This is a genomic window from Pseudomonas sp. KB_15, assembly GCF_052114525.1.
In the GTDB taxonomy this organism is placed as follows: Bacteria; Pseudomonadota; Gammaproteobacteria; order Pseudomonadales; family Pseudomonadaceae; genus Aquipseudomonas.
In genome coordinates this window covers 209065-228784 of the sequence record NZ_JBFREX010000002.1, presented here as the reverse complement: position 1 = coordinate 228784, position 19720 = coordinate 209065, and the positions used below count along the sequence as shown (strand labels likewise).

At 58.8% G+C, this 19720-nt stretch carries 11 protein-coding genes and 3 pseudogenes; 9 read left to right on the top strand and 5 right to left on the bottom strand.

The window, feature by feature from the left end; translation table 11 throughout:
• Positions 1-29: 29 nt before the first annotated feature.
• From AB4Z35_RS03425 to AB4Z35_RS03415, 3 genes and pseudogenes are all read right to left on the bottom strand, one after another.
• Positions 30-1772 carry a potassium/proton antiporter gene (locus AB4Z35_RS03425; RefSeq protein ID WP_007981173.1) on the bottom strand — a complete coding sequence of 581 codons (1743 nt, stop codon included), beginning with the start codon at positions 1770-1772 and terminating at the stop codon, positions 30-32.
• 274 nt (positions 1773-2046) lie between these two features.
• A pseudogene (locus AB4Z35_RS03420) lies at positions 2047-2646 on the bottom strand (methyl-accepting chemotaxis protein); the annotation flags it as partial.
• Between the two features lie 303 nt (positions 2647-2949).
• Positions 2950-3606: pseudogene (locus AB4Z35_RS03415) on the bottom strand (MCP four helix bundle domain-containing protein); the annotation flags it as partial.
• A 341-nt stretch (positions 3607-3947) separates the two neighbouring features.
• On the opposite strand from AB4Z35_RS03415, the gene AB4Z35_RS03410 reads away from it, so the two are divergent.
• The 4 genes and pseudogenes from AB4Z35_RS03410 to AB4Z35_RS03395 all read left to right on the top strand — a co-directional run bounded on the left by AB4Z35_RS03410 (position 3948) and on the right by AB4Z35_RS03395 (position 6530).
• Positions 3948-4178 carry a hypothetical protein gene (locus AB4Z35_RS03410; RefSeq protein ID WP_007971835.1) on the top strand — a complete coding sequence of 77 codons (231 nt, stop codon included), beginning with the start codon at positions 3948-3950 and terminating at the stop codon, positions 4176-4178.
• The gene (locus tag AB4Z35_RS03405; RefSeq protein WP_204930769.1) at positions 4175-4477 is read left to right on the top strand and encodes a cell division protein ZapA; all 303 of its coding nucleotides are present in this window, start codon (positions 4175-4177) and stop codon (positions 4475-4477) included. Before AB4Z35_RS03410 ends, AB4Z35_RS03405 begins: the two co-directional genes overlap by 4 nt.
• Positions 4478-4577: 100 nt before the next feature.
• Positions 4578-5666, top strand: a pseudogene (locus AB4Z35_RS03400) (HAMP domain-containing protein); the annotation flags it as partial.
• Positions 5667-5684: 18 nt separating this feature from the next.
• Complete coding sequence (locus AB4Z35_RS03395; RefSeq protein ID WP_442096125.1) at positions 5685-6530, top strand: methyl-accepting chemotaxis protein; 846 nt, start codon at positions 5685-5687, stop codon at positions 6528-6530.
• A gap of 131 nt (positions 6531-6661) precedes the next feature.
• On the opposite strand, the gene AB4Z35_RS03390 is transcribed toward AB4Z35_RS03395, so the two are convergent.
• Positions 6662-8464 carry an acyl-CoA dehydrogenase gene (locus AB4Z35_RS03390; protein ID WP_442096032.1) on the bottom strand — a complete coding sequence of 601 codons (1803 nt, stop codon included), beginning with the start codon at positions 8462-8464 and terminating at the stop codon, positions 6662-6664.
• Between the two features lie 256 nt (positions 8465-8720).
• Positions 8721-12671 carry a trifunctional transcriptional regulator/proline dehydrogenase/L-glutamate gamma-semialdehyde dehydrogenase gene (putA, locus tag AB4Z35_RS03385; protein ID WP_442096031.1) on the bottom strand — a complete coding sequence of 1317 codons (3951 nt, stop codon included), beginning with the start codon at positions 12669-12671 and terminating at the stop codon, positions 8721-8723.
• Positions 12672-13132: 461 nt separating this feature from the next.
• Here putA and putP point away from each other — a divergent pair, with 461 nt between their 5' ends.
• From putP to AB4Z35_RS03360, 5 genes are all read left to right on the top strand, one after another.
• Positions 13133-14617, top strand: a complete 1485-nt coding sequence (gene putP, locus AB4Z35_RS03380; protein ID WP_277533930.1) for a sodium/proline symporter PutP — start codon at positions 13133-13135, stop codon at positions 14615-14617.
• 289 nt (positions 14618-14906) lie between these two features.
• Positions 14907-16322 (top strand): PAAR domain-containing protein, encoded by a 1416-nt coding sequence (locus AB4Z35_RS03375; protein ID WP_442096030.1) that lies wholly within the window; start codon positions 14907-14909, stop codon positions 16320-16322.
• Positions 16319-16708, top strand: coding sequence for a hypothetical protein (locus tag AB4Z35_RS03370; RefSeq protein WP_442096029.1), 390 nt, complete (start codon positions 16319-16321; stop codon positions 16706-16708). Before AB4Z35_RS03375 ends, AB4Z35_RS03370 begins: the two co-directional genes overlap by 4 nt.
• 1569 nt (positions 16709-18277) lie before the next feature.
• Positions 18278-18601: a hypothetical protein gene (locus tag AB4Z35_RS03365; protein WP_442096028.1), complete on the top strand. Its 324-nt coding sequence runs from the start codon at positions 18278-18280 to the stop codon at positions 18599-18601.
• A 233-nt stretch (positions 18602-18834) separates the two neighbouring features.
• Entirely contained in the window at positions 18835-19674 is an 840-nt protein-coding gene (locus AB4Z35_RS03360; protein WP_015093178.1) for a 23S rRNA (adenine(2030)-N(6))-methyltransferase RlmJ, read from the top strand.
• Positions 19675-19720: the final 46 nt, after the last annotated feature.

Genomic DNA, 19720 nt, shown 5'->3' with positions numbered 1-19720 from the left:
CCGGTCAAGCAAGTGAGAGTGGAAGCAGTTTAGAGGAAGAGTCCGGGGCCCGGGCGACTTCCTTCGGGGAATCTGACGCCCACTTTGCCGATCTTGTTCCCGTCCATGACTGCCACGGTCCAGATGGTGTTGTTCCATTCCACCTGGTCACCCACCACCGGCGCACCGCCGACTTTCTGGGCAATGAAATGGCCCAGGGACATGTCCGGATCGATGCCTTCGACCTTCAGGCCATACAGGGCAGCAACCGCTGCCAGCTGGGCGTCTCCTTCCAGAACGAAGTCGCCGAAGAAGCGCAGATCGAGGCCCCGTTGAGGCGCCTGGCTGAAGAGTTTTCCGAGGGCTGGCAGGTTGTGTTCATGGCCGATAACACACAGCAAATCATCGACTTCGAGCACCGTACTACCCGACGGATGGAGCAATTGTTGACCACGAAACAGGGCGGCGATACGGGTGCCTTCGGGCATTTTAAGTTCGCGCAGGGGCGAACCGATGCACCATTTCTCCGCGCCGAGGCGATAAACGAACAGCTCCCACTCGCTGGTGACGTGCACTTCCAGGGCCGAACGGGAGATGGGTGCAGGCTCCGGGGGGACCGTCACCTTCAACAGCTTGGCGACCCACGGCAGGCTAGTGCCCTGAACCAACAACGATACCAGCACGATAAAGAACGCGAGGTTGAAGTACAGCTGGGCGTTGGGCAGGCCGGCCATCAGCGGGAATACCGCCAGAATGATCGGGACCGCGCCGCGCAGGCCGACCCAGGAGATGAACGCTTTCTCACGACCATGGAAGGCTTTGAACGGCAGCAGGCCAACCACTACGGACAGTGGTCGGGCAAACAGAATCATCCACAGCGCCAGTGCCAGTGCCGGCAAGGCAATTGGCAGCAGATCGTGAGGCGTCACGAGCAGCCCCAGCACCAGGAACATGCCGATCTGTGCCAGCCAGGCCATGCCGTCGAGCATGTGCAAAATGCCGTGACGGCTGCGCACCGGACGGTTGCCGATCATCAATCCACACAGGTACACCGCGAGGAAGCCGCTGCCGTGCAGGGCGTTGGTCAGGGCAAACACCACCAGGCCACCGGCGATGACCAGAATCGGATACAGGCCGGTGGCCAGGTTGATGCGATTGACCAGTTGCAGCATGAGCCAGCCACCGCCCAGGCCGATGACAGCACCAATGCCGAACTCGCGCAGCAGGTGGGTCAGCAGGCTCCAGTGCAGGCCGGTCTGGCCGCTGGCGAGCATGTCGATCAGGGTGACGGTGAGGAACACCGCCATCGGGTCGTTGCTGCCGGATTCGATTTCAAGGCTGGCGGTTACCCGCTCGTTCAGGCCTTTGCCACCCAATAGCGAGAACACCGCCGCGGCGTCGGTGGAGCCGACGATGGCGCCGATCAGCAGGCCCTGGATCAGGTTCAGGTTGAACAGCCATGCGGCCGCCATGCCGGTCAACCCGGTGGTAATCAGTACCCCGACGGTGGCGAGGGACAACGCCGGCCATAACGCCACGCGGAAACTCGACACCCGGGTGCGCAAGCCACCGTCGAGCAGGATCACCGCCAGCGCGAGGTTGCCGACCAGATAAGCCGTGGGATAGTTGTCGAAGATAATGCCGCCGCCATCGACGCCGGCCGCCATGCCGACGGCCAGGATGATCACCAGAATCGGGATGCCGAGGCGGGACGAAAGTGAGCTCACCAGAATGCTCGCACCTACCAGCAACGCGCCGATCAAGAACAGGCTGTTGATGGTCGTCGCATTCAAAGGCAGTACTCCAGAAAGCTGAAAGGCGGGCGCAAACTGACCATGCAGTCTGCGTGCCAGCGATTCTAACCTGTTGAAATGTGATGCTGTCAAAAAGCTTTTCACTAAGGCGAACGCAGGTTATCCCTGTAGCAGCTGGCGGAGCCTGCGTTCGGCTGCGAAGCAGTCGCTGAATCGGACACCGCGGTGTTTCAGGTGAATCGAGGACTCGAATTTTACGACTGCTTCGCAGCCGAACGCAGGCTCCGCCAGCTGCTACAGAGGGGCGTGGCCGTTAGAGGCTAAACCGCCCAACCAGGGTGTTCAGGTCCACCGCCAGGCGTGACAGCTCACTGCTCGCCGCGCTCGTCTGATTCGCCCCGGTGGCCGATTGCACCGACAGGTCGCGAATGTTCACCAGGTTGCGATCCACTTCACGGGCCACCTGCGCCTGTTCTTCGGCGGCGCTGGCGATCACCAGGTTGCGTTCGTTGATTTCGACGATGGCGCTGTTGATGGTATCCAGCGACATCCCGGCGCCGCGGGCGATGTTCAGGGTCGATTCGGCGCGCTCGGTGCTGTTGCGCATCGAATCCACCGCGTGCCCGGTGCCGCTCTGGATGCTGCCGATCATGCGTTCGATTTCACTGGTCGACTGCTGGGTGCGGTGAGCTAGGGCACGAACCTCGTCGGCCACCACCGCGAAACCTCGACCGGCCTCACCGGCGCGCGCGGCCTCGATGGCGGCGTTCAAGGCCAGCAGGTTGGTCTGGTCGGCCAGGCCACGGATCACATCCAGCACCTTGCCGATGTCGCGGGACTCATTGGCCAGGTCGCCGATCAGGGTCGCGGTACTTTGCACGTCGGCGCTCATGCGTTCGATTGCGCTGACGGTTTCCTGCACCAGATCACGACCGTCACCGGCAGACGTGGTGGCGTTCTTCGACGCTTCGGAGGTGCTGACCGCGTTGCGGGCGACTTCTTCCACGGCGCTGGTCATTTCATTGACCGCAGTGGCGGCCTGTTCGATTTCGTTGTTTTGCCGGGTCAGGCCGCGGGCACTTTCGTCGGTGACGCTGTTGAGTTCTTCGGCAGCGGACGCAAGCTGTGTGGCCGAGCCGGAAATGCGCTGCAGCGTGTCGCGCAGTTTTTCCTGCATCTTCGACATGGCCAGCAGCAAGCGGCCGGCTTCGTCTTCGCCGTCGACGGTGATCGGGCGTGTCAGGTTGCCTTCGGCAATTTGTTCGGCGGCGCTCAGGGCGTTGGCGATCGGTTGAGTGATGCTGTTGGTCAGCAACCAGGCGAACAGCAGCGTCAGCGCAGTGGCAATCACCAGCAGGGTGATCACCAGGTTGAACGCCGAATCATATTGGTCGGCGGCCTGCTGGTTGGTGTCTTGGGTCTGCTGGGTGTTGATCTCCAGCAGGCGGTTCAACACGGTGTTGATTGCCTCGGAGTTGCTCAGCAAGTCGGTGTTGAGCAGGTTGCGCAGTTCATCGACCTGATTGTTACGCGACAGGGTCTTCATCCGGTCTTCGATCTGGCGATATTGCCCCAGCAGTTGCACGTATTGATCGTAGGTTGCACGTTCCTGCGGGTTGGCGATCAGCCTTTCGTAGGTCACCTGGGCGGTGCGAATCTGCTGGTTGCGCAGTTCCAGCAGTTCCATGGTTTTCTGCTGCACGTCAGGTTCGCGGTTCACCAGCAAACGGTAGGACAGCACGCGCAGGCGCAAGGTGAGTTGGGTGAACTCGTCCAGGCTCTTGATGCTCGGCACACTGTTATTGGTGATGTTTTCGGCGGCGCCGCGGATCTTGCTCATCTGATTCAAGGCAAACACCCCCAGAATCATCATCAAGCCGCCGATCAGCGCAAAGCTGAGGAACGCTCGAGGGGCGATATTCATATTACGAAGGGACATGGCGTTCACCAAAAAAGAGCGCATCCGTGCGGGGCTTAGGCTGCTGTATGAATGACTTATCGGTCGCCGGACTGAAGTCTTGAGTCCTGCTTGTTTTAGCCGGTTGCACCTAATGGCGACGAAGTGCAGGAACCAGATCGGCCTGTCACAGTCTTTAAAACTCGCGAGGAAGGTCGCCCGTCAGCAAAATCAAGGCTTTGCGCCTGTATAACCCTGGCATCCACGGTGACTTTTCTTTATCGTACGCGCCCTTTGAAAAAGCCCGGAAAATCAAAATGTTGGAAGCATCTCTAAGCCAATTGGAACAACTGGTCAGCGATCTGGTGCAACAGAACCAGACCCTGCTCGGCACTAACCAGACCCTGACTGCAGAACTGGCCCAGGCCAAGGATGAAAACGAAAGCCTGCAACTGAGCCTGATGGAGCAGGAAGAGAAGCAAGGCGCCACGGCGGCTCGCATCCAGGCCCTGGTTGAGCGTGTCAGCGCGGGTCCTGTCAGCGCATGAGTTACAACGCCGCAGGGGTAAAAGTCGTCTCGATCCTGGGGGAGGACTATTCGATCAAGGCACCGGCCGGGGAAGAACAAACCCTGCTGGACGCCGCGATGATGTTGAAGGCAGCCCTGGCCGAAACCAAGAGAAAGTACCCGACGCTGATCGGTGACCGACTGCTGGTGCTGGCGGCGATGAATCTGTGTTCCCGGCAGATTGAAATGCAGAAGCAGCACAAGCTCGAACTCGACCGTTACCAAGAGCAAGTCAGCGCCACGGTTGAAGTGATCTCCAAGACGATCAATCAGGCCTGATCGGCTTTGCGCACAACCAAAGAATAGATTGTCGGTTGGTTTGTATACAATCGGCACGGCTGTTGCAGTGTTTCAGCCTCTTATTCTTTGGGGGTGCTCCATGCAGTTCTGGCGACGCAGTATTCAATGGCAATTGATCCTGAGTATGGGCACCGCCCTGCTGGTCAGTATCCTGATCGTGGTTGGCATTTATACCCTGGTGGTCAATCGTCTCGCCCAGAGCTATCTGGTCGAGCAAGCCTTGCCGTCGAGCATCGAAGCGATGCGCAACGACATCGAGCGGATCCTCGTCCAGCCCCTCACCGCCGCCAAGGACATCGCCAGCAACAGCATGGTGCGCGACTGGCTGGCCGGGGGTGAAGACAGTACCCGGACCGGCACGTTTGCTACTTATCTCGAAGGCCTGCGCGCCGAGCACAAAGCCTTTACCGCGCTGATTATCGGCACGGCGTCCAATCACTACTTCACCGAAAAAGGCCTGGACCGGACCCTTAGTCGTTCCAATCCCAAGGACGCCTGGTTCTATGCGTTCCTCGACAGCGACCAGCCGCGCACCCTCAATATCGACAACGACACGGCCACCGGAGAATTGGCGCTGTTCATCGACCTCAAGGTCGAGCAGGCCGGTAAAGTCGTGGGCGTTGCCGGGCTTGGTCTGAGCATGAAAGAACTGTCGGAGCTGATTCACAACTTCAGCTTTGGTGAGCGCGGCAAGGTCTATCTCGTGCGTTCCGACGGTTTGATCCAGGTTCATCCTGAAGCGCAATTCAGCGGCAAGCGCACGCTGGCTGAGCAGATTGGCGAGTCAGCGGCGCAAGCCGTCATTGGTCAGCTCTCTACCTTCAAGGCCGCTGCCACCAACAGCAGCTTCCAGCGCAACGGCGAAGACTTTCTCGCGTTGAGCCTGCCGCTTCGTGACCTCGGCTGGACCCTGGTGGCCGAAGTGCCGCAGTCGCAAATTTATGCCGAAGCCCGCCGCGCCATGTGGATGAGCAGCGGCATCGGTTTGGCGGTAGCGCTGGTGTGCCTGTTGCTGGTGGTGTTGCTGGCCCGTGGGTTGGTACGGCCGATTCGTCAGGTAACAGCGGCGCTGGTTGCCATCGGTAGCGGTGGTGGAGATTTGACCCACCGGTTAGATTCCAGTCGCGCCGATGAGTTGGGCGATCTGGCTCGCGGTTTCAATCGGTTCCTGGATAGCCAGCGCGACATGATCGGCGAAGTGCTGACCACCAGCGAACGCTTGCGCACGGCTGTGGGGCAAGTGGCCAGGGTTGTGGATAACACCGCCGAACGCTCCGGCCGCCAACAGGAAATGACCGATATGGTCGCCACTGCTGTCCATGAAATGGGCCTGACCGTTCAGGAGATCGCCCAGAACGCCGGCAATGCGGCGGTGGCTTCGCAAACGGCCCGGGACGAAGCGATGCAGGCGCGGGAAGTGGTGGGTGGTTCGATCCGCCACATTGAAAGCATGTCCCAGGAGATCGGCGTCGCGGCTACGGCGGTGGGTGAACTGGCCCTTCAAGTGGCGTCCATCGATCAGGTGCTGGCGGTGATTCGCGGGATTTCCGAGCAGACCAACCTGCTGGCGCTCAACGCCGCCATCGAAGCGGCGCGGGCCGGGGGCATGGGGCGTGGGTTTGCCGTGGTGGCCGATGAAGTGCGCACCCTGGCGCGACGCACGCAATCGTCCACCGATGAAATCCAGCAGATGATCGGCAGCCTCAAGCAAGGCGCGGAAAACGCGGTGTCGTCGATGCATTCCGGGCAAGCTGCGACGGGCACGGGTGTTGAGTCGAGCCAGCGTACCGGCGCCTCATTGACCGCGATCACCGGGCAAGTGGAGCGCATTAGCGACATGAACCATCAGGTGGCGACGGCGACGGAAGAGCAGTCGGCGGTGACCGAAGAAATCAATCGCAATGTGCAGGGGATTTCCGATCTGGCCCGGGCGACGGCGGGGGAGGTCAGGGCCTGTCGGGATGATTGCCAGACGTTGCAGCGGTTGGCGGATGATCTGGCGCGGCAGATGGGTGGGTTCAAGCTAGGGTGATGTGGCGTATGTTTTGACGCCATCGCGAGCAAGCTCGCTCCCACACTGGATCGCGTTGACCTGATGGACGCGGTCCCCTGTGGGAGCGAGCTTGCTCGCGATTGGATTTCAGTCAATCCACAAAGGCTGGATCAGAACCACTCATCCTGCATGCCCAGGCAAACATCATCCCGCGCCTCAAGAATCGCCAACTCATGGTGGCAACCCGGAACTTCCCATGTCAGGAAGTAGCGCGCCGCCTGCAGCTTGCCTTTATAGAAGCCGACATCCGCCGCATTGCCCTTGGCCAGGCCTTCCTCGGCGCGGATCGCCTGTTCCAGCCAGCGCCAGCCGATCACGGTGTGACCGAACACCTTCAGGTACAGCGCCGAGTTCGCCAGGCTGCTGTTGACCTTGCCCTGGGCCAGGTCTGTCAGCAGGCCGATGGTCACGGTTTGCAGGCGTGCCACCAGTTTCTCCAGCGGCTCGCGTAGCGGCGTCAGCGAATCAAACGACTGGGCGCGCTCGGCGGTGTCGGCGATCAAACGGATCAATTGCTTGAGCCCGGCGCCGCCGTTTTGCGCCAGTTTGCGGCCCAAAAGGTCCAGCGACTGAATGCCGTGGGTGCCTTCATGGATCGGATTCAGGCGGTTGTCGCGGTAGTACTGCTCCACTGGGTACTCGCGGGTGTAGCCGTGGCCGCCAAGGATCTGGATCGCCAGTTCGTTGGCCTTCAGGCAGAACTCTGATGGCCAGGATTTGACGATCGGCGTCAGCAGGTCCAGCAGTTCATGGGCCTGTTTGCGTTCGGCTTCGGTTTCCAGGGTGGTGGTGTCGTCAAACAGTCGCGCCGCGTACAGGCCGAGATCGAATGAACCTTCGACGTAGGCCTTCTGCGTCAGCAGCATGCGTTTGACGTCGGCGTGCTGGATGATCGCCACCGGTGCGGTGTTCGGGTCCTTGCTGTCCGGCACGCGACCCTGTGGACGTTCGCGGGCATATTCCAGCGAGTACAGGTAGCCGGCGTAGCCGAGCATCACCGCGCCCATGCCGACGCCGATTCGCGCTTCGTTCATCATCTGGAACATGTAGCTCAAGCCATGGTGCGGCTTGCCCACCAGATAGCCGACACATTCGCCGTTATCGCCGAAATTCAACGCGGTGGATGTGGTGCCGCGCCAGCCCATCTTGTGGAACAGCCCGGCCAGCAACACGTCATTGCGCTTGCCGAGGCTGCCATCGTCGTTGACCAGGAACTTGGGCACGATAAACAGCGAAATGCCTTTCACCCCGGCCGGTGCGTCCGGCAGCTTGGCCAGCACCATGTGCACGATGTTCTCCGACAGCGGGTGATCGCCACCGGAGATGAAGATCTTGTTGCCCTTGAGGCGATAAGTGCCGTCAGACGCAGGTTCTGCACGAGTACGAATATCCGACAGCGATGAGCCCGCGTGGGGTTCGGTCAGGGCCATGGTGCCAAAGAAACGGCCGTCGATCATCGGTTGCAGGAAGCGGCGCTTCTGCTCGTCAGTACCGAAGCTTTCGATCAGGTTGGCCGCGCCCATGGTCAGGAACGGATAAGACGTCGACGCGGCGTTGGCCGACTGGAAGTGGGAAAAGCAGGCCTGCGATAGCAAGGTAGGCAACTGCATGCCGCCGGCGTCAAAACTGCGCGCGGCATTGAGGAAGCCGGCCTCGAGGAAGGCGTCCACCGCCGGTTTCACTTCCGGAATCAAAATCGCCTGACCGTTTTCATAGCGCGGCTCGTTCTCGTCGCCCTTGCGGTTGTGCGGGGCGAAGAACTTCTCGGCGATGCTGCGGGCGGTGCCGATGGCCGCATCGAAGGTTTCGCGATTGTGTTCGGCGAAACGCTCACGCTGGGTCAGGCCCTCGGCATCGAGGACTTCATACAGCTCGAAAGCCAGATTACGGGAACTGAGCAACGTCTCGGACATGGCGGCCTACCTTTTATTGGGATGGGCCGAGTCTAGTCTTGTGAATTTATGCTGAATAGCATGATTGATGAGCGTGATAACTGGGCAGGGCGGCGACTTTGCAGGCACCACAAAACAAATGTGGGAGTGAGCCTGCTCGCGATGGCGGCGGCACATCCAAAACGGGTGTGACTGACAAACCGCTATCGCGAGCAGGCTCGCTCCCACAGGGATATTGCGAACCGGGCAACCATTGCGGCAGCCCGGCTTATCGGGTTTAGCCGATGGTCATCAAGCTCGCATTACCACCCGCCGCAGCGGTGTTGACGCTCAATGCACGCTCGATCACCAGACGCTCCAGCGCAATGTTGGTTTCGCCCTGCGACAGGCCCTGAACCCCAACAATCGCACCGGCACGCTTGGCCACCTGCTGGCACAGCGCACGCAACTGGTCGGAATGGCCATGATGCAGAACCGCATCAAACACCACTTCGTCCTTGTTCCAGTCGGAAACCAGTTTGATGCGTGCCTGAATATCCTTCGACAGACGTGCGAACAATGCCTTGGTCAAGTCAGTTTCCGGCCAGACCGCAGAACCGCCGACAGCCAGTACCGCCGCCAGTTGAGTCAGCAGGTCGCCTTCGACTTCCGCCAGGCACAGTACGTGTTCCCGTGGCAGGATCGCGTAGCTGTTGCGCTCGCCGGTCGGGCCAGCCAGCACGCGGGTGATCCCGCTTTGCGATTGTGCGGCGAACTGCACGCACAGGGTGCTCAGGTCGGCAAACTTGTGGCTGTCGGCCCAGGCTTTCAGGGCGGTCAGCGGTTTGCTCATGGCGTCGCGCAGACGAACGTCCGGTGCCGCGGCGGCATCACCGCGAGCGAAGGACTGTTCGATCGCATCCGCAGGACGCGTCGACAACAAGCGGTACAGGTACAGCGGGCCACCGGCTTTCGGGCCGGTACCCGACAGGCCTTCGCCGCCGAACGGCTGCACGCCGACCACGGCACCGACGATGTTGCGGTTGACGTAGACGTTACCGGCGTTGACGTTGTCGATCACCTTGGCGATCGTTTCGTCGATGCGGGTGTGCACGCCCAGCGTCAGGCCATAGCCGGAAGCGTTGATCTGACCGATCAGTTGATCGATGTCTTTGCGCTTGTAGCGAACCACGTGCAGCACCGGGCCGAAGATCTCCCGCTGCAGTTCGTCGAAGCTTTCCAGTTCGATCAGCGTCGGCATCACGAAGGTGCCGCGTTTGACTTCTTCGGCGTCGGCGATAGCCACCTGGTACACACTACGACCCTTGTCGCGCATGGCCTGGATGTGTTTCTCGATGCCAGCCTTGGCTTCGGCGTCGATCACCGGGCCGATGTCCACGGACAGACGCTCAGGGTTGCCGAGACGGCTTTCAGCCATCGCGCCCTTGAGCATTTCGATGACGCGATCAGCGGAATCTTCCTGCAAGCACAAGACTCGCAGGGCCGAGCAACGCTGACCAGCGCTGTCGAACGCCGAGGACACCACGTCGATCACCACCTGTTCGGTCAGGGCCGAAGAGTCGACGATCATCGCGTTCTGGCCGCCGGTTTCGGCGATCAGAGGAATCGGACGACCCTGGCTGTCCAGGCGGCCGGCGATGTTGCGTTGCAGCAAACGCGCGACTTCAGTGGAGCCGGTGAACATCACGCCTTTAACGCGCTCATCGCCCACCAGGCCGGCACCGACGGTTTCACCGCGACCCGGCAGCAGTTGCAGTACGCCTTGCGGAATGCCGGCTTCGAGCAGCAGGCGCACGGCTTGAGCGGCGACCAGCGGCGTTTGCTCCGCAGGCTTGGCCAATACCGGGTTACCGGCCGCCAGGGCAGCAGCCACCTGGCCACTGAAGATCGCCAGCGGGAAGTTCCACGGGCTGATGCATACAACCGGGCCCAACGGGCGGTGAGCATCATTGGTGAAATCGTTGCGTGCCTGCACCGCGTAGTAACGCAGAAAGTCCACGGCTTCACGCACTTCGGCGATGGCGTTGGCAAAGGTCTTGCCGGCTTCACGAGCCAGCAGGCCCATCAACGGCTGGATCTCGGCTTCCATCAGGTCGGCGGCACGTTCCAGGATCGCGGCGCGCTCGGCGGGCGGCGTGGCCTGCCAGATCGGTGCGGCGTTGAGGGCGCACTGGATCGCGTTGTCGACGTCTTCGACGGTGGCTTCTTGCACGTGGCCGACCACATCACGCAGGTCGGACGGATTCAAAACCTGCGCCGGGGCTTCGTTGCTGGACGCGCAACCGAGCATCGGCGCCGCTTTCCAGTGGTTGTGTGCGGTAGCGAGAAGCGCGCAGGACAGCGATGCCAAACGATGTTCGTTGGCCATGTCGATGCCGCTGGAGTTGGCGCGTTCGGAACCGTAAAGATCACGCGGCAGAGGAATGCGCGGGTGCGGCAGGCCGAAACCACCTTCCACTGTCGCCATCTGCTCGATGCTCGCCACCGGGTCGGCCACCAGTTCCTGAATGGAAATCGACTGGTCGGCGATACGGTTGACGAACGAGGTGTTCGCGCCGTTTTCCAGCAGGCGACGCACCAGGTAGGCCAGCAGGGTTTCGTGGGTGCCGACCGGAGCGTACACACGGCACGGACGGTTCAGCTTGCCTTCGGAAACCTTGCCTACAACTTGTTCGTACAGTGGCTCACCCATGCCGTGCAGACACTGGAACTCGTACTGGCCCGGGTAATAGTTCTGACCGGCGATATGGTAAATGGCCGACAGGGTGTGGGCGTTGTGCGTGGCGAACTGCGGGTAGATGACTTCCGGCACCGACAGCAGTTTGCGTGCGCAAGCGATGTAGGAAACGTCGGTGTACACCTTGCGGGTGTAGACCGGGTAGCCTTCCAGGCCTTCAACCTGGGCGCGCTTGATTTCGCTATCCCAGTACGCACCTTTCACCAGGCGGATCATCAGGCGATGACGGCTGCGGCGTGCCAGGTCGATCACGTAGTCGATCACGTACGGGCAACGCTTCTGGTAAGCCTGGATCACGAAGCCGATGCCGTTCCAGCCGGTCAGTTGCGGCTCGAAGCACAGGCGCTCGAGCAGATCCAGCGACAGTTCGAGGCGGTCGGCTTCTTCGGCGTCGATGTTCAGGCCGATGTCGTATTGCTTGGCCAGCAGGGTCAGCGACAGCAGGCGCGGGTACAGCTCATCCATCACGCGTTCGTACTGGGCGCGGCTGTAACGCGGGTGCAGGGCGGACAGCTTGATCGAGATGCCAGGGCCTTCATAAATCCCACGACCGTGGGACGCTTTGCCGATCGAGTGGATGGCTTGTTCGTACGAGGCCAGGTACTTCTGCGCGTCGTGCTCGGTGAGTGCGGCCTCACCCAGCATGTCGTAGGAATAACGGAAGCCCTTGGCTTCGAACTTGCTGGCGTTGGCCAGGGCTTCGGCGATGGTTTCGCCGGTTACGAACTGCTCGCCCATCAGACGCATGGCCATGTCGACGCCCTTGCGGATCATCGGCTCGCCACTTTTGCCGATGATGCGGCTCAGGGACGAAGTCAGGCCGGCTTCGTTGTGGGTCGACACCAGTTTGCCGGTCAGCAGCAAGCCCCAGGTGGCGGCGTTGACGAACAGCGACGGGCTGTTGCCCAGGTGCGGCTGCCAGTTGCCGGTGCTGATCTTGTCGCGGATCAGTGCATCGCGGGTGCCTTTGTCCGGGATGCGCAGCAGCGCTTCGGCCAGGCACATCAGCGCCACGCCTTCCTGGGACGACAGGGAGAATTCCTGCAGCAGGCCCTGAACGATGCCGGCACGGCCGCCAGCGCTCTTCTGGTTGCGCAGTTTTTCAGCAATCGAGGCAGCGAGTTTGTTGGTGGCTTCGGCCATCGGAGCCGGCAGGCGTGCCTGCTCGATCAGCATCGGCACGACTTCCGGCTCAGGGCGACGGTAGGCGGCGGTGATCGATGCACGCAGTACCGATTGCGGCAGGATGCTTTCGGCGAATTCGAGGAAGCACTGGTGGGCGTGATCCAGAGGTGCGTCGACGGAGTCGTCGGAATCCTTGGTCAAACCGCTCAGCTCGGTCAGGGTTGCACCACCCTCGAGTTTTTCCAGGTAATTGAAGATTGCCTGCTTGATCAGCCAGTGCGGCGTGCGATCAATCGAGGTCGCGGCGGCCTTGAGGCGTTCGCGGGTCGGGTCGTCAAGTTTGACCCCAAGGGTGGTGGTAGCCATGTTTTTATCCTCATGTTTGCCACGACGGCGTGGCATCAGCTGGCGGCAAGATTAGCCGTGCGACTGTCGAGGTGCAACCTGGTGCAACCCTTTTTTTGCAGGAAAAATCGGCGCCTCGTCGGGAATTAAATTCTGGTACGAGCGTGCTGCTCCTGCTTGGTGCTTTTACTTCTAATGAAGCGCCTGAACTGCGTCAAAAGGGAACAAAAAACATTTGGATACGGGTAAATCACCTGGGTGCAACTTATTCTCGAAAAATGGGTTGCACCCGATTTGCTTTGTTGCATAGCATTCGCGCCCCAAGGTGCAACCCGTCGAAAAGGCAGGTGTGCCGGCTGATGGCTTTCCTGGGGAAACATCAGTCATAAATGCGCGGGATCCAGGATCGTCTGTCAAACGCATGCGTTTGCGAGCGGTTCACCAGCCGCTGCTACATAAAAACAAAGCCAGGGCGTAACTTAATGAGCGTTAGCAATCCAACCCTGATCACGTTCGTGATCTACATCGCAGCAATGGTGCTGATCGGCTTGATGGCCTATCGCTCCACCAACAACCTTTCCGACTACATTCTGGGCGGCCGTAGCCTGGGCAGCGTCGTGACCGCACTGTCCGCCGGTGCCTCCGACATGAGTGGCTGGTTGTTGATGGGCTTGCCCGGCGCGATCTACATGTCCGGTCTTTCCGAAAGCTGGATCGCCATCGGCCTGATCGTCGGCGCCTACCTGAACTGGCTGTTCGTCGCCGGCCGTCTGCGCGTGCAAACCGAGCACAACGGTGATGCACTGACCCTGCCGGACTACTTCGCCAGCCGTTTCGAAGACAAAAGCGGCCTGCTGCGGATCATCTCTGCAGTCGTGATCCTGGTGTTCTTCACCATCTATTGCGCTTCCGGCATCGTGGCCGGCGCCCGTCTGTTCGAAAGCACCTTCGGCATGTCCTACGAGACTGCGCTGTGGGCCGGTGCTGCGGCGACGATTGCCTACACCTTTATCGGCGGTTTCCTGGCCGTGAGCTGGACCGATACCGTACAAGCCACCCTGATGATCTTCGCGCTGATCCTGACGCCGATCATCGTGCTGCTGGCCACTGGCGGCGTCGACACCACTTTCCTGGCCATCGAAGCGCAAGATCCAGGCAACTTCGACATGCTCAAGGGCACCACTTTCATCGGCATCATCTCGCTGATGGGCTGGGGTCTGGGCTACTTCGGCCAGCCGCACATCCTGGCGCGTTTCATGGCTGCCGATTCGGTTAAATCGATCGCCAAGGCCCGTCGCATCTCCATGACCTGGATGATCCTGTGCCTGGGCGGCACCGTGGCAGTCGGCTTCTTCGGTATCGCCTACTTCTCGGCCAACCCGGCCGTGGCCATGCCAGTGAGTGAAAACCACGAGCGTGTGTTCATCGAACTGGCCAAAATCCTGTTCAACCCATGGATCGCGGGTATCCTGCTGTCGGCCATTCTGGCTGCCGTCATGAGCACCCTGAGCTGCCAGTTGCTGGTGTGCTCGAGCGCCCTGACCGAAGACTTCTACAAGACCTTCCTGCGTAAATCCGCTTCCCAGGTTGAATTGGTGTGGGTCGGTCGTGCCATGGTGCTGTTGGTGGCCCTGGTTGCTATCGCACTGGCGGCCAACCCGGAAAACCGTGTTCTGGGTCTGGTGAGCTACGCCTGGGCCGGTTTCGGTGCCGCATTCGGTCCGGTCGTACTGATCTCCGTGATCTGGAAAGACATGACCCGCAACGGCGCACTGGCCGGCATCCTGGTCGGCGCGATCACCGTGATCGTCTGGAAACACTTCGAACTGCTGGGCCTGTACGAAATCATCCCGGGTTTCATCTTCGCCAGCCTGGCGATCTACTTCGTCAGCAAGATGGGCACGCCGACTGCCGGCATGTTCCAGCGCTTTGCGGCTGCAGAGAGTGATTATCGTCTGAACAAGTGATGAGTGATGGGTTGAACTCTTCCCGGCTCTGATAAAAGAACGGCTCGCAGCTTTTGGTGCGGGCCGTTTTTTTTGCACACATGGTGCAGGGAACTGGCGTTGGTCCCCCCAATATCCGTGGTCCTTTTCAGTGTTGGTCGTGAGAAATTTCCTGATTTTCTCGGCCGTCTTGAGTTTCCTCTTCGCCCACGTACTTTGCGTTAGCCCACTCATTCCGAGTCGGTGTTACCCATCGTTAACAGTGGCGCGTTTCCCATGAAGGAGGCGCCGGTAGAGAGGGAAATCAGCAATGGCAAAGGGATACTTCATTCGTGAGGGTGACAAGACCACCTGCGGTGGCAAAGTTCTGGAAGCCGATACGCACATCTCGATGTTTGGCTTCGCGCACGCGCGCGACGGGGACCAGGTTTCCTGCGGAAAAGACAATAAAACCTACGTGATCGCTGGCGGTGTTTCATACATCAAAAGCAACGGCAGGATGGTGGCGGGATCGCTGGATAGCTTCAGTAGTTGTCCTTGCAAAGCCGGGCTTATCCCATCGCAGTCCACGGCGAAGTACGAGTCCAGCCGCAGTACGGAACCACACACCATGCGGACCACCACTGCGCAGGCTTCGCCCGCCGCAGCCAGCGCTCCGGCCGCGTCACGATCATCCAGCTACGCCCCTGTACCAGGCTCTCCCATGCCGATGCGTGACAACAGTGCACAGGCTGTAGAGCCCGGCTTTTACATCGTTCCAAAAAGCACCACCCGCGAACAACTCGAAGCCTCTTTGTTCACCCTGCGCGACCCGGCGGTGATGGGCAAATTCAAACTGCTCAATCCCAATCTGCGCGACGTCAAAGCCGGCTCGATGATCGTGCTGAGCGACCCCAATAACTACCAATGCTCCCGTGAAGAAGCCCTGCTCATGGATGTGGCGGCCAAGACCAATCGGGTGCTTGAAACGCTTAGCCCGGAGGAAGCGGATTTCATGGTGCAACACCGTGATGCCATCCAGACCTTCTTGACCTATGGCTCGAACGCTATCGGCATCGGTGCGAGCATTTTCAAGAACAACCTGGATAACGTCGATAAAACCTTGCGTGAAGTGGAGTCGCTGCATCAGCGTTCATTCCTGCGCGATGGACATCTGAACTCACCGACATTTCTGGCCGAGCGCCAAAAGCTGCTGGCACAACTCGATAGTCACCTGACAAGCCTGACGCGCAAAGGCATCGGTTTCCCACACCACCCCAATTTGAACCGTGCAATGTTCCTCTCTCCTCCCAGTCTGGTTCACCGCTGGACGGAAGCCGGCGGCGTGGGGCAGATACCGGGGTATGCGACTCATCTTGAAGGTGTGGCTAGGGCGTCCAAATATCTGAACTACGGTGGCTGGGTTGGCACGGCTATTGGTGGTGGGGCGTCGGTTATGAAAGTTCAGGATGTGTGTACAGCAGGAGATACGGAAGCTTGCAAAAGGGTGAAATTCACCGAGAGTGGATCTTTTATCGGGGAATTGGTCGGTGGTAGTGCTGCGGGCGTGATCTTTGGCGCTGGTACGACAGGTGTAATCTGCGCAGGGCTCGGGATAACTACTGCAGGCGCGGGAACCCTAATATGTGGGCTTGTAGTGGCAGGAGCTGGCTCTTTGGCTACAGGATTTGCCCTCGGCAAGACGGGTGAAAAAACAGGCGAACTAATCTACGAGACGCTGAAATGAGCGTGAGTTTCGCGCAAAAGTTATTTCTGTGCATCAGCATTACTGGTTTTGGCGGGCTTCTAGTTTTCCTTGGTATCGCGTTGCATTTGGCTTACGCCAAAATGGATGTAATGCTGGAGCATTTAAAAAACTGCCCGGCTATTATGGTGCGGGCGCCTTTCAAGAACGGCGGGGCTTGGGGAAGGTTGTTCGTACTTGGTGCAGTAATGGGTGTGATGACTATGCCAAATTTTTATCTTCGCGATGGTGGGGCCGATGCGAAAGATCTGGAAAGCTTTCCTGAAGGACTTAGGAAAAAACTAATAGTTTTGCACTGGGGTGGGGTTGCTTGTATTGCTTTATTGCTTGTGCTTTTTGCAGTCAACGCGCTTGGCTATATCCAGTAATGCCCCTGAACTAAATGTTGTCTGATTTGTAAAATTAAAATAAATCAGTCCTCTTTCGTCCTGTGTTGCACTAGCTGTAGCTACTGCCTGCGTTGCGCCATTGGCATGTAGTGTGTTGGTCGTTGGAGTTAGTTCTTATGCTGGAGGGGGATTTGGTGGTGTACTTGGCGAAATGGTCGGAGAACAGATTTACGAGGCAGTGAAGTGATTACAGCTAAACTAATCATCGGCGGTTTGGGTGGCGTGGTCATTATCTGCCAATTCATCTGCATTGGAGTAGCTTTGTATCTGAGCTATACGAAGGGTGACTTAATGTCGTCGCACTTCAAAAGCAGCTCGTCTCTGCTGGCTTTCGGGATATATAAGAGTACGAGTCTTCATGGCAGATTGCTGTTGGTAGGAAGCATTTCTAGCATTCTTACGTTTCCAGGGTTCTTCCTTAAGCGAGGTCTAGCCAATGCTGAGGATATAGATAGCTTCCCCCTCCCGCTTAAGCGCAAACTTGTAATTTTGCAATGGAGCTTTATTGGGCTTGTAGTTTCAATGATATTGCTTGTCGTGATAGGGAAAGCGGATCTCCTCCATTAGTCGAAAAGTGGGCAGCCGACCTGGTGGCGTGCCCATTATTTACACCCGTTCGCTGCTCGGCCTGAACAGATGGATCGAAAATAAATGAAGCCCAGAGTAAAGAAATGCAAAAAATGTGGAGTGCTGGATAGAGACGGCTTATCGCTAATAGAAGGTGGGTGCTGTCTTTCGTGCCGATTAAAAAAATATGAGATGGGAAGCTTTAATATTTTGAAGGAGGCACCACTTCGATTAAAAATCCTACTTGGTGGGGTTTCGTTGATTTTTATAATGCTTTCAATTTACGCTATATATCATCAACATCTACTTTTGCCTGGAGGCGCTCGTGGTCAACCATTTCTGGTAGAGTTTTCAGGGCTTGGAGTGCTGATGCCGGTGTTTTCATTAACGACGTTTTCAATAAGCTTTTTGTCGTTAATTATTTCCAATTGCCATCGGCATTCTAGCGACCATATTTATAAAAAAATAATAAAGTACAGCTTTCACGCTGGTTGGATTTTGTACTTGATTTCGATATTCTTTTTTCGGAAATAATCAGGAAACTAATATTTGGCGATTTACAAACGCATCGCAAGTCGATCGACAAGGTTCTCCCTTTGCGCCTTTCAGCCTCAAATTAATTTGATAAATTGTAGCTGTTACGGCTTTTTCGGGTGAGGTCCTAGGACGTTTCCTTCAAAACGTAGCGGTTTTCATGAAGTGGTGCGATGTGAGTTCCATCGATAGTCTTTGGCGGTCACTGACCATTCAGTGGTGGGGTGTAGGAACCTCTCAAGACCGTTAGAGCTATATTGGCGTCACTGCCTGGTTTGCGGCCGTTTGCATGCGGCCGTAAGATCAGTTGCGGCGGCTATGCGCGGGCACGCTTCGGTGTGGTCGAGTTTTGCTCTCAGGTCTCGATATTCCTACCCCGTGCATAGCTGCCACCCTAGCCCGTAGGAAGGCTAATGGCAGGTCCATTTCCTCCCTGGAGCGTTAAAAATGAAATCAATACATCCCGACCCACCCTACGAAAAACCAATCCCCCATCCCGACAACCGTTTCATGGCATTGACCAGCAACTGCAACGACATGCCCACCCTGTTCGTCGACACCCACGCGCCACTCGACATTCTCACCGACGCTGCCAACTACAGAATCCGTGCGGTTACCCAAGTGCTTGAGAACCTGTCCATGCGCGGTTCGATCGAGTGCGAGTCGTTCATCCTCAGTGATTTCGCCTTGCTCTGCGCCATTCCGTTGCGCGATGGCTGTGATGTGCTGGATGTGGTTGGGCGGCGGTTGCGGGCGCGGCCATCTGCGTAGCGGCAGAGGGCTTTTGTGGCGAGGGAGCTTGCTCCCGCTCGGCTGCGCAGCAGTCGTCACCGGGGGAGTGCGGTGTGTCAGGCCAGGCCGGGGTTCAGGTTTTGGGGCCGCTTCGCAGCCCAGCGGGAGCAAGCTCCCTCGCCACAGGAGGTGGCGGTTGCGCCCACTCAGCCGCGAACCCCTGACTTGCCGGCCGGTAAAAGGTAAACTTCCCGGCCTTCGCAGGAGCAGCCATGAATTATCGTCACGCCTTCCATGCCGGCAATCACGCCGATGTGTTCAAACACCTGACCTTGACCCGCCTCATCGCCCTGATGTCGCGCAAGGAGCAGCCGTTTGCCTATCTCGACACCCACGCCGGCATCGGTTTGTATGATCTTCAGGGTGACCAGGCCAGCCGTACCGGTGAGTACCTGGAAGGCATTGCGCGTTTGTGGGATCAGCCGGATCTGCCGATCCTGACCGCGGATTACATGCAAGTGCTGCACGAGATGAACCCGGATGGCCAGTTGCGCTATTACCCGGGGTCGCCGGAGCTGGCGCGACGTTTGACCCGTCCGCAGGATCGCGTGTTGCTCAACGAGAAGCACCCGGAAGACGGCGTGTTGCTCAAGGACAACATGGCCGGTGATCGCCGGGTCAAGGTGCACCTGGGTGAAGGCTGGCACGTGTCGCGGGCCTTGCTGCCGGTGCCGGAGAAGCGTGCGGTGATGTTGATCGATCCGCCATTCGAAAAACTCGACGAGATGCAGCGTTGTGCCGCGTCGCTCAAAGAAGCGATTGGCCGGATGCGCCAGACCGTGGCGGCGATCTGGTATCCGGTGAAGGATCAGCGTGCGCTGCGTCGTTTTTACCAGGACCTGGCCGGTACCGGGGCGCCGAAGTTGCTGCGGGTGGAGTTGCTGGTGCATCCGCTGGATACGCCGAACAGCCTGAACGGCTCCGGGTTGGCGATTGCCAATCCGCCGTGGGGGCTGGAGGAAGAGTTGCGTGAGTTGTTGCCGTGGTTGTCCGAGAAGCTGGGGCAGACCCAGGGTGGGTGGCGGATGGATTGGTTGATTGCCGAGAGTTGATCAGTTATTTCATTGGCGTCTGATCTGACGCCTTCGCGGGCAAGTC